General features: G+C 64.7%; 11 protein-coding genes. 5 read left to right on the top strand and 6 right to left on the bottom strand.

What is annotated here, in order from left to right; translation table 11 throughout:
- Nucleotides 1-33: 33 nt before the first annotated feature.
- From tadA to OQE62_RS01790, 4 genes are all read right to left on the bottom strand, one after another.
- Nucleotides 34-489 carry a tRNA adenosine(34) deaminase TadA gene (tadA, locus tag OQE62_RS01775; RefSeq protein ID WP_265720263.1) on the bottom strand — a complete coding sequence of 152 codons (456 nt, stop codon included), beginning with the start codon at nucleotides 487-489 and terminating at the stop codon, nucleotides 34-36.
- Between the two features lie 128 nt (nucleotides 490-617).
- Nucleotides 618-1,421 carry a putative RNA methyltransferase gene (locus tag OQE62_RS01780; RefSeq protein ID WP_265720264.1) on the bottom strand — a complete coding sequence of 268 codons (804 nt, stop codon included), beginning with the start codon at nucleotides 1,419-1,421 and terminating at the stop codon, nucleotides 618-620.
- The gene (locus tag OQE62_RS01785) at nucleotides 1,418-3,049 is read right to left on the bottom strand and encodes a GMC family oxidoreductase (protein ID WP_265720265.1); all 1,632 of its coding nucleotides are present in this window, start codon (nucleotides 3,047-3,049) and stop codon (nucleotides 1,418-1,420) included. Before OQE62_RS01785 ends, OQE62_RS01780 begins: the two co-directional genes overlap by 4 nt.
- A 301-nt stretch (nucleotides 3,050-3,350) precedes the next feature.
- A complete protein-coding gene (locus tag OQE62_RS01790) occupies nucleotides 3,351-6,050 on the bottom strand; it encodes a family 20 glycosylhydrolase (protein ID WP_265720266.1) in 2,700 nt (899 codons plus the stop codon).
- Between the two features lie 545 nt (nucleotides 6,051-6,595).
- Here OQE62_RS01790 and OQE62_RS01795 point away from each other — a divergent pair.
- Entirely contained in the window at nucleotides 6,596-7,036 is a 441-nt protein-coding gene (locus tag OQE62_RS01795) for a hypothetical protein (protein ID WP_265720267.1), read from the top strand.
- A 75-nt stretch (nucleotides 7,037-7,111) separates the two neighbouring features.
- On the top strand, nucleotides 7,112-7,612 hold the full coding sequence (locus tag OQE62_RS01800; protein ID WP_265720268.1) for an RDD family protein: 501 nt from the start codon (nucleotides 7,112-7,114) through the stop codon (nucleotides 7,610-7,612).
- 238 nt (nucleotides 7,613-7,850) lie between these two features.
- Here OQE62_RS01800 and lptG read toward each other — a convergent pair whose 3' ends face one another.
- Both lptG and lptF read right to left on the bottom strand, forming a co-directional pair.
- Nucleotides 7,851-8,912, bottom strand: coding sequence for an LPS export ABC transporter permease LptG (lptG, locus tag OQE62_RS01805; protein ID WP_265720269.1), 1,062 nt, complete (start codon nucleotides 8,910-8,912; stop codon nucleotides 7,851-7,853).
- Entirely contained in the window at nucleotides 8,909-10,027 is a 1,119-nt protein-coding gene (lptF, locus tag OQE62_RS01810) for an LPS export ABC transporter permease LptF (protein ID WP_265720270.1), read from the bottom strand. The genes lptG and lptF overlap by 4 nt, the downstream gene beginning before the upstream one ends.
- A 185-nt stretch (nucleotides 10,028-10,212) precedes the next feature.
- Between lptF and OQE62_RS01815 the strand changes: the two genes are divergently transcribed.
- The 3 genes from OQE62_RS01815 to OQE62_RS01825 all read left to right on the top strand — a co-directional run bounded on the left by OQE62_RS01815 (nucleotide 10,213) and on the right by OQE62_RS01825 (nucleotide 13,346).
- Nucleotides 10,213-11,679 (top strand): leucyl aminopeptidase, encoded by a 1,467-nt coding sequence (locus OQE62_RS01815; RefSeq protein WP_265720271.1) that lies wholly within the window; start codon nucleotides 10,213-10,215, stop codon nucleotides 11,677-11,679.
- Between the two features lie 419 nt (nucleotides 11,680-12,098).
- On the top strand, nucleotides 12,099-12,524 hold the full coding sequence (locus OQE62_RS01820; RefSeq protein WP_265720272.1) for a DNA polymerase III subunit chi: 426 nt from the start codon (nucleotides 12,099-12,101) through the stop codon (nucleotides 12,522-12,524).
- A gap of 24 nt (nucleotides 12,525-12,548) precedes the next feature.
- Complete coding sequence (locus tag OQE62_RS01825; protein ID WP_265720273.1) at nucleotides 12,549-13,346, top strand: hypothetical protein; 798 nt, start codon at nucleotides 12,549-12,551, stop codon at nucleotides 13,344-13,346.
- The last annotated feature ends 141 nt before the right edge of the window (nucleotides 13,347-13,487 follow it).

The following is a 13,487-nucleotide window of genomic DNA, read 5'->3' on the forward strand; positions in this document are numbered from 1 at the left end:
TCGGGAACAGGAAGGATGCGACCCGGGTGATTGTCAGCGCCTGCCGGCAAAAAACTCCCTGACCAGTTTTGCCGCCTCCTCGTCCATCAGGCCACTTTCCACCGCGATTTTGTGATTGAAAAAGTCCGCCTGGGGCAACTGCAGGCGACTCTCCACCGCCCCGGCGCGGGGTTCGCTCGCACCGTAGACCAGGCGGCTGACGCGCGCGTGCACCAGGGCGCCGAAACACATGGTGCAGGGCTCGATGGTCACGTAGAGGGTGGTATCGGGCAGGCGGTAGTTCTGTGCCCGCTCCGCGGCCCGGCGCAGGGCGACGATTTCCGCGTGGGCGCTGGGATCGCAGTTGCCGATCGGGCGGTTGCTGCCCTCGCCGACGATTTCTCCGTTGCGCACCAGTACCGCACCCACCGGTACCTCGCCGCGCTCGCCGGCGATCTCCGCCAGTTCCAGCGCGCGGCGCATAAATCCGTAATCTCTCGGGGTTGCCATAGCTTCCAATTAGTCGGGTGCGCCGTGGCAGAGAACTGCTCCTTGCGTTTTCTGCATGACCGCCATCCATGGCGGTCTCGCACCGATGATTAATGGTGCGCACGGCGCACCCTACGGGCAAAGAGCCATTATTTTTTACAGACGAGGCGGCGCACGACGAAATCCGCCTCCAGTTTCAGGATGTCCCGCTGCTCCAGTTCCCGCCTCACCTCGCTGTGGCCCTTCCAGGCGAAAGGTGTCATGGCGAGAAAATCCGCGATCGCCTCGCGCCCTTCCAGGCGCAGCGGAAAACAGCAGCGCATCTCCACCTCCGGCGCAAAGCCCTCGACGGCCCTCGGCGGCGCGTGCTCTCGCGGCTCACCGTAGAGCGCCTTTTTCAGCGACCATAGATGGCCGGGCCCCGGCGCCACATCCAGCAGCAATCCGCCGGCATTCACCACACGCTGCATCTCCGCGTCGCCGGCCGGCGCGAAGATCCGCAGCAAAAGGTCGGCACTGTCCGCCGCCAGTGGCAAATCGTAACTGCCGGCGACCACAAACCGGGCACCGGGCTGGCCCTTTGCCGCCATGCGCACACCGGCCTTGGAAATATCCACTCCGGCCAGCGCCTCCGCCGGCCAGCCGGCCGCCTGCAGTTGACGTGCGTAGTAACCCTCGCCGCAGCCGATATCCAGCAGCTGGCAGCCGGGCGCATGGGGCAGCAGCCCGGCAATCGCCTCCACCAGCGGGCGGTAGTGGCCCGCCTCCAGAAAGCGCCGCCGTGCCCGCAGCATTTCCGCGGAATCCCCCGGTTCGCGGCTGCGCTTGCGGTTCACCGGCAACAGATTGACATAGCCCTCGCGGGCGCAGTCGAAGCTGTGGCGGTTGGCACAGTGCCAACTGTATTGATCCAACTGCAGCGGCTGCCGGCAGATGGGGCATTGCCAGATCATTCGTTTTCCAGGATCTCCGTCGTTTCAGCGGGGGCGGGTGCCCGGTTCAGGATCATGTCCGCGGCCTTTTCCGCAATCGCGATCACCGGTGCATTGGTGTTGCCGCTGATCAGGGTGGGCATTATGGAGGCGTCCACCACGCGCAGTCCATCGACACCGCGCACTTTCAGGTGGCTGTCTACCACCGCCATTTCGTCGTCGCCCATTTTACAACTGCCCACCGGGTGATAGATGGTTTCCGCATGTTTGCGGATAAAACTCTCGATCAGGCGGCGATTTTTCAGTCTTTTCGTCGGGCTCCAACGCCGTTTGCGATAACGCGCCAGCGCTTCCTGTTCGAGGATATCCCGCGACATCTGGAAACCCTCGATCATCACCTCCATATCCTCGCGCTCGGCGAGATAGTTCGGCTGGATCAACGGCGACTCTCGCGGGTCGGCGCTGGCCAGCGCAATCTCGCCGCGGCTGCGCGGCCGCAGGGCGCAGGCGTGCAGCGAGTAGCCGTACCCCTCCGATTTTTCCAGCCCGTGGTTGAACAGCGGCGCCGCACAGAAGTGAAACTGGATATCCGGGTGGGCGCCGGCGAGACTGGAGCTGGCAAAGCCGCCCGCCTCGGCCACATTGCTGGTCAGCGGGCCGCGGTTGGCAAACAGGAACTCCGGCAGCCGCAGCGCCGTTCCGAGCTTGGGCAACAGGGAATCGGAGAAGGTGATGGGTTTCGAGGCCTCCGCCACCTGCACGATATCCAGGTGATCCTGCAGGTTCCGGCCGACGCCGGGCAGGTGCGACTGGGGCAGGATACCCAGCTTTTTCAGCGATGATTCCGGACCGATACCGGACAGCATCAGCAACTGCGGGGACTGCACCGCGCCGCCACACAGCAGCACTTCCCTGTTGGCCAGTATGCGCTTGCCGTTCACCAGCTCCACACCGGTCACCCGATCGCCCCGGAACAACAGGCGCGCCGCCTGGCTGCCGGTAAGAACACTCAGGTTGGGGCGATTTTTGACCGGGTGCAGGTAGGCGCTGGCGGCGGAACAGCGGCGGCCGTGCTTTTGCGTGACCTGGTAGAAACCGACCCCGTTCTGCTGGCTGCCGTTGAAGTCGCTGTTGAGGCGGTGGCCCGCCGCCCTGGCGGCGCCCACGAAGGCGCGCCCCGCCTCAGACTTCCATTTCAGGTCGGAAACCGACAGCGGCCCGAAGCCGCAGTGGTAGGCATCGCTGCCGCGCTCGTTGCCCTCGGCCAGCAGGAAATACGGCAGCAGGTCGCGCCAGCCCCAGCCGGAGTTGCCGGCGGCCTCCCAGGCATCGTAGTCGGCGCTGTTACCCCGGGTATAGATCATCGCGTTGATCGAACTGCTGCCGCCGAGGGTGCGCCCGCGGGGCCAGAAGAGTTTGCGGCCCCTCAACTGTGCCTGGGACTCTGTGTAGAAATGCCGGTTGTAACCGGTACCCGGCAGCAGGTAGGCGATTCCCGCCGGCATCCGGATCAACAGGCTGCGATCCGCCGGGCCCGCCTCCAGTACACAGACGCGATGCTGCTCCTCCGCGCTGAGGCGATTGGCCAGCACACAGCCGGCGGAGCCGCCGCCGACGATCACATAGTCGAATACCATTTGTCGGGGCATGATGTCTTTCTCTCCCTGCGCTTTTTGATGCTGCCCGGCTTTCGGGAACCGGCGCGGGCGGCCGGAGACCTTTCGCCGACGCAGCAATTGTAGCCGCCGCGGGCACGCGGACTCTCGCCATGGTACTGGATATTCACGGTGGCGGGGGGGGGGTGGCCGCCGGAATGGCTGGCGGCCGGGGACAGGGAAGGATGCAGCGGCCCGGCGCCGCGGGAGTAGCAGCGGTTTACCACGGGAGTGCGGGGCGCCGTGTTGGACTTCGCAGAGCTCGGTCCAACCTGCCCCCGGTTTTTGCCGGCAGTCAGCGCTGCGCCGCCAGCGGCACCGCGCGGCCGGCGCGCTCGCCGTCAGCGCTGCGGGCGCGCAGGGACTGCACCCGTGCGGCCGGCGTATCTTCGGCCAGCGGCTGCCAGCGCTCGCCGTCGAAATATTCCAGCGCCAGTCCCGGGAAGGGCGTGGCGGTCAGCAGCCCGCCGTCGGCGACCACCGCGCCCGGTACCGGAATGCGGTAGCGAATACCGCCGAGATCCAGCTTGCGCAGCTCCTTGTGGCCCAGCGCGGCAGCGAAGCCCCGCCAGTCGGCGGCCAGCGCCTCCTTGTCCACGGCGTCCGTCTCGGCGGAGAATTTCTGCCCCTTTACCGGTGGCAATTCCCACCCGGCTTTGTGCCAGGCGCGCTCGGCCAGGGCCAGTACCCGCGGGAACATCTGGTACTCCACCCGGGCATCGGTGCGTACAACCTCGCTCCAGAGCTGCCCCTGGACACCAACGACCCGCTCGGCCAGTTCCGGCCCGGCGGATGTGGCGGACCAGGGGTTACCGTCGCGATCGGTGGAGACTTCCGCCAGTTGTGCGGTATTCAGCGGTGCGTAGCTGAAGGCCTTTTCGGTATCGATATAGCGCGAGGCCCAGTAGTAACCACTCTCCTCCGGATCCACCTCGTGGGGCATGTCGAAGTAGAGGAAATCCGAGTGGGACTGCACCACATCAAAACCGCTCTCGGCGAAGTGCAGGCTCTCGTCGCCGCCGCCCCAGAAGAGCGGCGCCCAAGAGTTCACGTAGTTGTGTTCGGTCGCCAGCTCCCTGCCTGCGTTTTCGATCGCTTTCACACCGTCGTTCCAGGCGGCCATGGTGGACACACCGGCATCGGCCACCAGTTGGCTGACGCGCCTGGCGTAGTACTCACCCAACTGGTCGATGGATTCCACCTCGCCGCTGGCGATCAGTTTTTCGCAGCGGGGCGAGTTGCTCCAGGGCTGTCGGCGAGCCTCGGCCGGCGCATCGCCCTTGTCGGGGTTGTCGCCGGGCGCATCCTCAAAGGCGCCGCCGGCGAGGATATTGACCGCCTCGTCGCCGCCGAAATGCCAACTGGCCAGCGGCTGGCCTGCGGCCCGGTGCATCGCCTTCACCTCGTCGACCACCTTGCCGACGAAACGATAGGTGGAGTCGATACAGGGATTGATATAGCTGTCGTCGTAGTACTGCACCGACAGGTATTGCGTGTCGTCCTGTGGATCGATCAGGCGGAATTCTTCCGCCCGCTGCGGCGCCTCATCCTTCAGCCTGCGGTAGCGAGCCTCCATGGAGACCACCGCGGCGCGGGCGTGGGCCGGCATATCGAATTCCGGCACCACCCGGATATGGCGCGCGTCGGCGTAGCGGATGATTTCGATATAGTCGTCGACACTGAAGTGGCCGCTGCCGTTGTTGTCGGCCTCGGGGCCGGAGCCCAACTGCGGCAACAGGCACTGGTCTTCGTCCAGATCGAAACAGCGTTTGCTGCCCACCCCGGTCAGTTCCGGCAGACCCGGTATCTCCAGGCGCCAGCCCTCGTCGTCGGACAGGTGGAAGTGGAAGCGGTTGAGCTTGTAGGCGGCCATCTGGTCCAGCAGTTTCAGCACCAGGTCCTTGCTGTGGAAATTGCGGCCCACGTCCAGGAAGAGGCCGCGGTGATCGAAGCGCGGCGCGTCTTCCACGGTCACGCGCGCCAGGGTGCGGCTGTCGAGATCCACCAGCGCCAACAGCGATTGCAGACCGTAAAAGGCGCCGGCCTGGTCGGCGCCGACGACGGTGGCGCTACGCTCGCCGGTTTCCAGCCGGTAGGCCGCCGCACTTTCATCCCCGAAGGCATCTGCGTCGATTTCGACCGTCACCGCGTAGGCGCCGGGGCCCACCGGTGCCAACTGCAGTTGCTCCAGGCGCTGGCGGAAGGCGTGCAGGCTGCGGCTGTCCAGCGGGCCGGCATTCACGGCGATACCGGTCTTCAGAGTCGCCGGCTCTCCGGTGACCCGGGTCTCCAGCGGCTGCGGGATGATGCGCGCGCGCCAGTCGTCGCCGTCAAAGGGCCCGTCGGCGCTGAAATCGGCATAGCGGGTGGCGGCGGTGGCCAGCACATTGGCATCGGCGGCGGTGCGCTTCCAGTTGTCGGGGTCGTTGGTGCCGATGGGCTTCACCAACCCGTCGATACGGTCGGTATCGGTGGACTCGATCACCCTCGCCTGGCCGGCGACATCCACCACAAACAGGCGCGGCATAAAGTCGGATTCGAACTGGAACCAGTTCTCGGCGAGGAAATCCAGTTCCAGCGTCTCGCCGGCCTCGATACCGGCAAACTGCGCGTTCGGCGTCAGCCGGTGCAGGTCGCCCTGCACCCGTTCCAGCTCGAAGTCGTCGCGGTTCAGCAGGCGGAAGCTGCGGCGCACACTGTGGAAATACAGGGTCCAGTCCCGCTCGCCGGCAGCGATTGCCGGCCCTTCGTTGGTCAGCGAGATGCGGTAGCTGGAGCAGGCGGCCCCACCGCCACCGGCGCGCTTGCAGTCGGCGCGCAGCACCTCGTCGACACCCTGGAAATTGGTCAGTACTTCCTGGGAAACAGCGAAATACCGGGCGATGCGCTCCGTCGCAGTGGCCGGCGTTTCGGGATCGGTGTTCGGGTCGCTGCAGGCACTCAGCAGGGCGCTGGCGGCAATGGCGGCCAGAGCCAGGAAGGCAATACGGATCATGGGCAGGCTCTTATTATTGGTCGGTAAACGCCACCTTAGCGAAAAAGACAGCGCTGTCAACACGAAGAGGAAACGATTGAGAATGCAAAAAGAGACGCCCGCGATAGCTGGCATCCAAAACTTCCGTGTATAAGAAGGCCGGCGCACAGATAGACAGGGAATAATGACCGACCGGTGCCGATTCCGTTTAGTGTCGAACTGCCAAACGGACTAGATCGAGTTGTCATGTAAAGGGGAATCTGCGCCTGCCCGCAGCTATAAAAAACTTTGGCGTTCGCCGGCACACCCGCCGCAGGAGATGGACAACAATAAAGAAGCCCAGTGATGATGCGGGCTGCAGCCAATTGACCGGCATTCATCAATTGTCCACAAATTCATGTTGCCACAAGCGACTCAACTGTGAGATACAACAAGTCACTGAAGGGTGAACCATAATAAATTCAGCGGTTGCAAAGCAATCGCCTGGTGAAAGAAGTAGACACCCCGGGGTAGATCCAATGGAACTTTGTCGTTTTCGTTTCCTTCCCAGCAAGCACCTGCCTGTTGTGTTTACCCTTCTCGTGCTTCCCGCATCCGGCAGCTGCCTCGCCGACGAGCTGTTTATCCCCGACTCGAGCAGCGCCCTGAACCTGCAGGCGGACAATGCTTTCTTCGTCGACAGTGCCTTCGGCATGGACAACGCCGCCCTCTACGAGGCAGCGGACAACCTGCGCAACAACTCAATGGGCTCGGTGCAGCGCCGCCTGAACTACCAGTGGCTGCAGATGCACACGCGCCCCAACGAACACGAGCCCATCACCGGCGGCAAGGCCCTGAACGAAATCCTGAAGATGGGCTGGAAGACCTACCGCGAACAACACAAGCGTGCCAAGAGCAACTCCCTGCTGCGCTACACTACCGGCAAGGGCAAGATCGGCAAGTCGTTCGACTACGATATGCGCCTGTCGGACGAGAAGTTCCGGTTTTCGTTTGAATACGAATTCTGAGCGGCCACAACGCACAACCGCAGCCCACTCCAACCTCTGTTAAAATCTCCGCCATTTCCCCTGGCGGAGATTGCCGTGAGCCAATCCAGACCCCCTTCAACTGCCCCCACCTTTGACGAACTGCCTCCCGCGGGTGTCGGCCGCCGCCTGGCGGCCCTGGTCTACGACAGCCTGATCCTTGTGGGCCTGCTGATGGTCTACGGCTTTGTCGCCATGCTGTTGGCTTCGGCGGTGGTGGGCCTGAACTGCCAGCCGGAGGAACTGGACTACAACCCCTGCGTCAGCGGGCCGCTTTTCCAGCTCGGGGCAGTGGCGGTGATCGCCGGCTACTTTATCTGGTCCTGGCGCGCCGCCGGCCAGACCATCGGCATGCGCGCTTGGCGGCTGTTACTGGCCTCCCCGGGCGGGGTGCAACTGAGCTGGCGCCAGTGCGCCCTGCGCGCGCTGGCTGCACCGATTTCCCTCGCCTGCCTGGGCGCCGGCTATTTCTGGGCCTGGACGCGGGCGGACCGCGCCAGCTGGCACGATCTGGCGTCGGGCGCCGGAGTGCGGTTGTTACCCAAGAAGAAAAAGTAGCGCCCTACCGCGTAATGCCAGTCAGTTAAGCGGGTTGAGGCTTGGAAGGTGGGGTTGCACAGGGCTTTAGCTGGGCATTGGGGCGGTCCTGCTACCGGGTGCAGCCTTGCGAGACACGCCGTAAATACATCCCTGTAGGCTTGTCTGCGAGGTCCCTCTCGCAGACAGTCTCGCAAGGCTGCACCCGGTAGCAGGACCTTTGCCGCGACAGGGCGGCTTAACTGATTGGTATTACGCCCTATCGCGCCCGCTTCAGCAGCATCCAGCCCAACCCGAAACACAGCAACACCGGCAGCAGCACGGCGATCAACGGCGGGAAGCCGAATACCACCGAGCTGGGGCCGAGCATGTCCTGTACCGTCTGGAAGACGATGCCAACGATGACACCGGTAAATACCCGCAGGCCGGTGGTCACTGTCCGCAGCGGACCGAAGATGAAGGAAATGGCGACCATCACCAGGCTGGCAATGGTCAGCGGCTGCAGGACCTTCTTCCAGAACTGCAGCCAGTAGCGGCTGGAGTCCTGCCCCTTGCCGTCCAGGAATGTGCCGTAGGCCCAGAGATTGCGCGGCGACAGGTCGGACGGCAGCGGCACCACCAGCGCAAACAGGTTCGGGGAGATATCCGTCTCCCAGACGCTGTCGGATTCCACCTCGCTGCCGACGCTTTCCTCGGTAAAGGTGGTGGCGCGGTTGTTCTGTAACAGCCACTGATCGTCGTCGAAGACACCACCCTCGGAGAAGACCACCCGCTCCAGGTGGCGTTCGTCGTCGAAGCGGTAGCGGGTGACACCGAACAGTTCCCCGCCCGGCAGGGCCGCGTTGAAGTGCACGAACTCGCCGTCGTCGGTCATCCACAGGCCCTGGTCGAGCCCGGCGTCCTCCAGCTGGCCGGTCGCCATCGACTTGAACTTCTCCGCCGACTGGCTGGTGTGGGGAATGACAAACTCCGCCAGCGCCAGGCCCAGGAAGATGATCAGCAGTACCGGTTTCATCACCGACCAGGTAATGCGCGCCACCGACATCCCCGCGGCGCGCATCACTGTCAGCTCGCTGGTGCTGGCCAGGGTGCCGAGGCCGATCAGGCAGCCCACCAGGGCGGCGAAGCCCAGGTATTCGTACACCTGCGCCGGCAGTGTCCAGAGCAGGTAGCGCAGGATATCCGTCGCCCGGTAGGTCTCACTGAGATCCCCCATCTCGTCGATATAGGCGAAGATCAGGTCCAGGCCCATGATCACCAGCAATACGGCCACAATGGCCGAGGCTACCGCGCGACCGATATAGCGATCGAGTTTGCTCATCGGTCGCCCTCCACACGGGGGCGCTTCGGGCGGCGCCGGAAACCGCGCCCACCGAGCAGAATCAGCCCCAGGATCAGAAACGGCGGATGCACCAGCCAGATGGCGGCCGGATTCTCCAGCTCGCCATCCTCCACGGCGCCGCGTACCCACATCAGGCTGTAGAGGTAGATGATGTACAACAGCACCGCCGGAATCATCTTCAGGTAGCGGCCCCGGCGCGGATTGGTACGGCTAAGCGGCACCGCCAGCACTGTCACCACCAGTACCAGCACCGGCAGGCTGAAACGCCAGTGGAGATTGGCGCGCTCCTCGCGCACATCGCTGCGCATCAGTTCCAGGGTGGCGGTGGATTCGATCCGGTCGCTCTTTTTCCGCCGCAGCGAGGGCACGTCCAGCAACTGCTCATAGCTGGAAAATTCCATCACGCGGTAATCGCGCTGCCCGGGCACCCCCTCGTAGCGGTAGCCATCCCGCAGCACCAGGTAGCGCAGCCCCGTCTCCGGGTCTATCTGCTGCACGCCCTCGCTGGCGACAATCACCGTCTGGCGGTCGCTCTCGGTTTCGACACCGGGCGACCCCAGCTCGGCCAGAAACACATCGTGCATGGTGGATTTGTCATCGCTGAGGGAGTCCGCGTAGTAAACGGCGCGCCCGCCCTCGGTGGTGACAAACTTGCGCGGCACCAGGTGATCGAACTCGTTGCGCGACTTGTCCGCCGTCAGCAGCCCGGACGCGCGCTCGATGCCCGTGGGGGCAAAATAGAGACTCATGGCCGCCACCACCAGCGCCACCACCAGCCCCGGCAACAGGGTATAGCCCAGCAGCCGGCGCTCGCTGAAGCCGCAGGCGTGCAGCACCGTCATCTCACTCTCGATGTAGAAGCGGCCGTAGGCGAGCAGGATGCCGAGGAAAAAGCCCATCGGCAGCAATACTTCCAGGAAGCCGGGCAGGCGATAGCCCATCACCGGGAAGAGGATGCCGGCGGACAGATCACCGGTGGCGGCCGACGCCAGGTATTTCACAAAGCGACCACTCATCACCATCAACAACAGAACGGCGCTGACTGCCAGCGTGGCGTAGAGCAGCTCGCGGCAGAGATAGCGAAAAATAATCACAGACGAATGAATTCCTTGGTGACAGCGGTGCGATGAATTCTGGATCAAAAGTGAGCAAGTTTCCCGGCTGGTACAGCAATCCGGCGGCTGGCGGGTTAAACTTGTGCGACGCATTATCGCCAAAATTGTCTTCGATGTCTCGGGCCGCGGGACATCGACTCAGTTCCAGAAAAAGGAAAGGAAATATGCAGTTTACTGCCAAGGTCACCGATATCAGCAAACAGCGCAGCTCCTGCGCCGTGATTGCCGCGGATGCCAAAAATCGCCTCAGCGCCAGCGGCGACGCGCTGGACAAAACCTGCAACGGCGCCATCGGCAAGATTCTCAAGCGCGGCGACCTGGGCGGCAAAGTCGGCAGTACCCTGCTGCTCAACCAGATCGAAGGCGCGGCGGAGCGCGTACTGCTGGTGCGCGCCGGCGATGGCGTGCTGAGCCAGGCCAATTTCCGCAAGATGGCCAAGGCCGGCGCCGAAGCGGTAAAAGGCTTCAAGGACGCCACCAGCTACCTCACCGAAGTGGAAGTGACCGATGCCGACACCCGCTGGCAGGCGCAGCAACTGGCCCTGGCCGCCGGCCTCGCCGCCTACAAGTTCACCCGCTGCCTCAGCGAGGCCAAGGCGAACCCGCTGAAGAAATTCACCGTGCACGCGACGGATCGCAAACAGCTCACAGCCGCCAAACGCGGCGTCGAGTTCGGCGGCGCCCAGGCCCTGGGCAGCAATGTCGCGCGCGAACTGGGCAACCTGCCCGGCAATATCTGCACACCCAACTACCTCGCCAGCGAGGCGCGGGAGCTGGCCAAAAAGCATACAAACCTGACCACCTCGGTGCTCGACGAGAAGAAAATGAAATCCCTCGGCATGGGCGCCTTCCTCAGCGTGTCCAAGGGCAGCGACGAGCCGCCGGCGATGATTGCCATGCAGTACAAAGGTGGCAAGGCCAAGGACAAGCCGGTGGTACTGGTGGGCAAGGGCATCACCTTTGATACCGGCGGCATCAGCCTCAAGCCCGGTGCGGCCATGGACGAGATGAAGTTCGACATGTGCGGCGCCGCCAGCGTCTTCGGCGTCATCGAGGCGCTGGCGGAAATCGATGCGCCGGTCAATGTGGTGGGCCTGGTGGCCGCCGCCGAGAACATGCCCAGCGCCCGCGCCAGCAAGCCTGGCGATGTGGTCACCTCCATGTCCGGCCAGACCATCGAGATCCTCAACACCGACGCCGAAGGCCGTCTGGTGCTCTGCGACGCCCTGACCTACGCCGCCAAGTTCAAGCCGGCCACCGTCATCGACGTCGCCACCCTCACCGGCGCCTGCGTGATCGCCCTGGGCAGCCACGCCACCGGCCTCTACGCCAATAAGGACAAACTGGCCAAATCCCTGATCGCCGCCGGCGAGCGCACCGGCGACCGCGCCTGGCATATGCCGCTGTGGGATGAATACCAGCCCATGCTGGATTCCAACTTCGCCGATATGCAGAATATCGGCGGCCGCGAAGCCGGCTCGGTAACCGCCGCCTGTTTCCTGTCGCGCTTTACCAAAGACTACGAGTGGGCGCACCTGGATATCGCCGGCAGCGCCTGGAACTCCGGCGCCGCCAAGGGCGCCACCGGGCGGCCGGTGCCGCTGCTGCTGGAATACCTGCTGGGGAAATGAGGCGGGAGGCCGGGACCCGGGACTCTTGGTAGGGGGCGCCGTGCGCACCGATCCAATCAGCGGCGTACACAGCGCATCTCGCAAAGGCTCAACGGTGCGCACGGCGCACCCTACAGTTGGAGAAGAATACTGAGGCCGGATGTGAAGGCCCTGCTGCCGGGGGCTGTTTGTGAAACGATTGACTCGGGACATCCATGTCCCTCGCCCTTCGGGCACCTGCGGCGTCCAAATCGGCAGTCCTGCCGATTTGTGCCGATGAGGCTGTTGAGCAAACAGCCACCAGCAGCAGGGCCGTCCCGGAGCCTGCTTACGGAATCTGCCCGCGCCTCGGTTGCGCGAAGATGCCATTCGAAACCCCGGAACGCTAACTCTCCGGGTCCCGGGTCCCGATGGTCCCGGGTCCCGCCCCGAGGAACCCCATGACCCGCATCGATTTCTACGTCCTGCAATCCGACCGGCCCTACGAGGGCGACATCTTCGTCTGCCGCCTGGCCGAAAAAGCCTACCGCGCCGGCATGCGCGTACTGCTGGCGGTGGACGATCGCCAGCGGGCCGAGCAGCTGGACGGGTTGCTGTGGACCTTCCGCGAGGACAGCTTCCTGCCCCACGCCCTCCAGGGCGCGGAGCAGCGGGCCGCCGTGGAGATCAACTGCGGCGAGGAACCCGGGCCCCACCACGGCCTGCTGATCAACCTCTGCAGCGAGGTACCCGGCTGGTTCAGCCGCTTCGAGCGGCTGGCGGAAATCGTCGTGCAACAGCCCCGGGCCCTGGAGCGCTCCCGATCCCGATTCAGTCACTTTCGCGACCGCGGATATCCGTTACAATCCCACCGTATTGGCAATTAACCCCAGGCACAGCCCCCAGCAGCAATGTCCGGTCGCAAGAACAAGAACAGACACCGCAGAACAGCGCCGGCCACCCGCGGACAGGATCGCGGGCAGCCCACCGAGCTCCTGGACGAACTCAACTCTCTGCGCGACCTGCTGGGCAGCGACGAACTCGGCGATATCCCCCTGCTCGACCGGGTGGCCGAGCCGGCCCCGGACGACACCCCGCCGCGCCGGCAGCCGGGGCAACCCCCGGAACGGGGGCCGCAGCCGCCCGCCCAGGAACCACTGGACGAGAGCGACCTGCCAATCCTCTTCTCTCCCGTGGACGAGGAGCTGCCGGAGGACTGCAAGCCCGAACTGGACGAAGCCGACCGCGCCCTGCTGCGCCCTTTGCAGGAACTGCCGACGAATGCCAATGCCACCGGCGCCGGCTCCCAGCCGGAACAGCAGGGCGAGCTTTTCAGCGAATCCGGGGAGCGGCCCCCCACAACGTCGGAAAACCCCTTCCTCCCGGCCCATATCCGCTCGCGCCTGACCGGCGGCCGCATGCCGGAGCCCGAAGCGGAATCCGCTGCCGCCGAGGAAGACGAGTCCGGGCCCGCACCACAGGAAGGGGAATCGCAGCCCCGGCCCGCCGAGCCGGCGCCCCCCACCGCGGCGCCCCCGGCCGATACCGGGGAAACAGCTGCGGCCGCCGATACCGCGGCAACCGAGCGCGAGCGACAGCGCCAGCAACTGATCGACCGCCTGGTCGCCCAGCAACTGCCGGCACTGGAGCGCCAACTGCGCGCGCGCATCGAGCGGATGGTGGACGAACTGGAACGCAAACGGCAATAAACGGCTGTCGATGCCACCGACCCGGCATTACCGCTCACCGGTTATCGCCGATCGGCGCTGCCATTTTGCCCGCCGCGGACCCGACGGTATAATTCCCGCCCTTTTTCGGCGCACCCGGCTCGGCGCCCCCGGCAGGCACCC

This window comes from Microbulbifer halophilus (genome assembly GCF_026183675.1).
GTDB lineage: Bacteria > Pseudomonadota > Gammaproteobacteria > Pseudomonadales > Cellvibrionaceae > Microbulbifer > Microbulbifer halophilus.

Excerpts from the sequence above, each read along its gene's own strand:
- tadA (WP_265720263.1), bottom strand. The coding sequence starts at position 489 with ATGGCAACCCCGAGAGATTACGGATTTATGCGCCGCGCGCTGGAACTG.
- OQE62_RS01780 (WP_265720264.1), bottom strand. The coding sequence starts at position 1,421 with ATGATCTGGCAATGCCCCATCTGCCGGCAGCCGCTGCAGTTGGATCAA.
- OQE62_RS01785 (WP_265720265.1), bottom strand. The coding sequence starts at position 3,049 with ATGCCCCGACAAATGGTATTCGACTATGTGATCGTCGGCGGCGGCTCC.
- OQE62_RS01790 (WP_265720266.1), bottom strand. The coding sequence starts at position 6,050 with ATGATCCGTATTGCCTTCCTGGCTCTGGCCGCCATTGCCGCCAGCGCC.
- lptG (WP_265720269.1), bottom strand. The coding sequence starts at position 8,912 with ATGAGCAAACTCGATCGCTATATCGGTCGCGCGGTAGCCTCGGCCATT.
- OQE62_RS01815 (WP_265720271.1), top strand. The coding sequence starts at position 10,213 with ATGCAGTTTACTGCCAAGGTCACCGATATCAGCAAACAGCGCAGCTCC.
- OQE62_RS01820 (WP_265720272.1), top strand. The coding sequence starts at position 12,099 with ATGACCCGCATCGATTTCTACGTCCTGCAATCCGACCGGCCCTACGAG.
- OQE62_RS01825 (WP_265720273.1), top strand. The coding sequence starts at position 12,549 with ATGTCCGGTCGCAAGAACAAGAACAGACACCGCAGAACAGCGCCGGCC.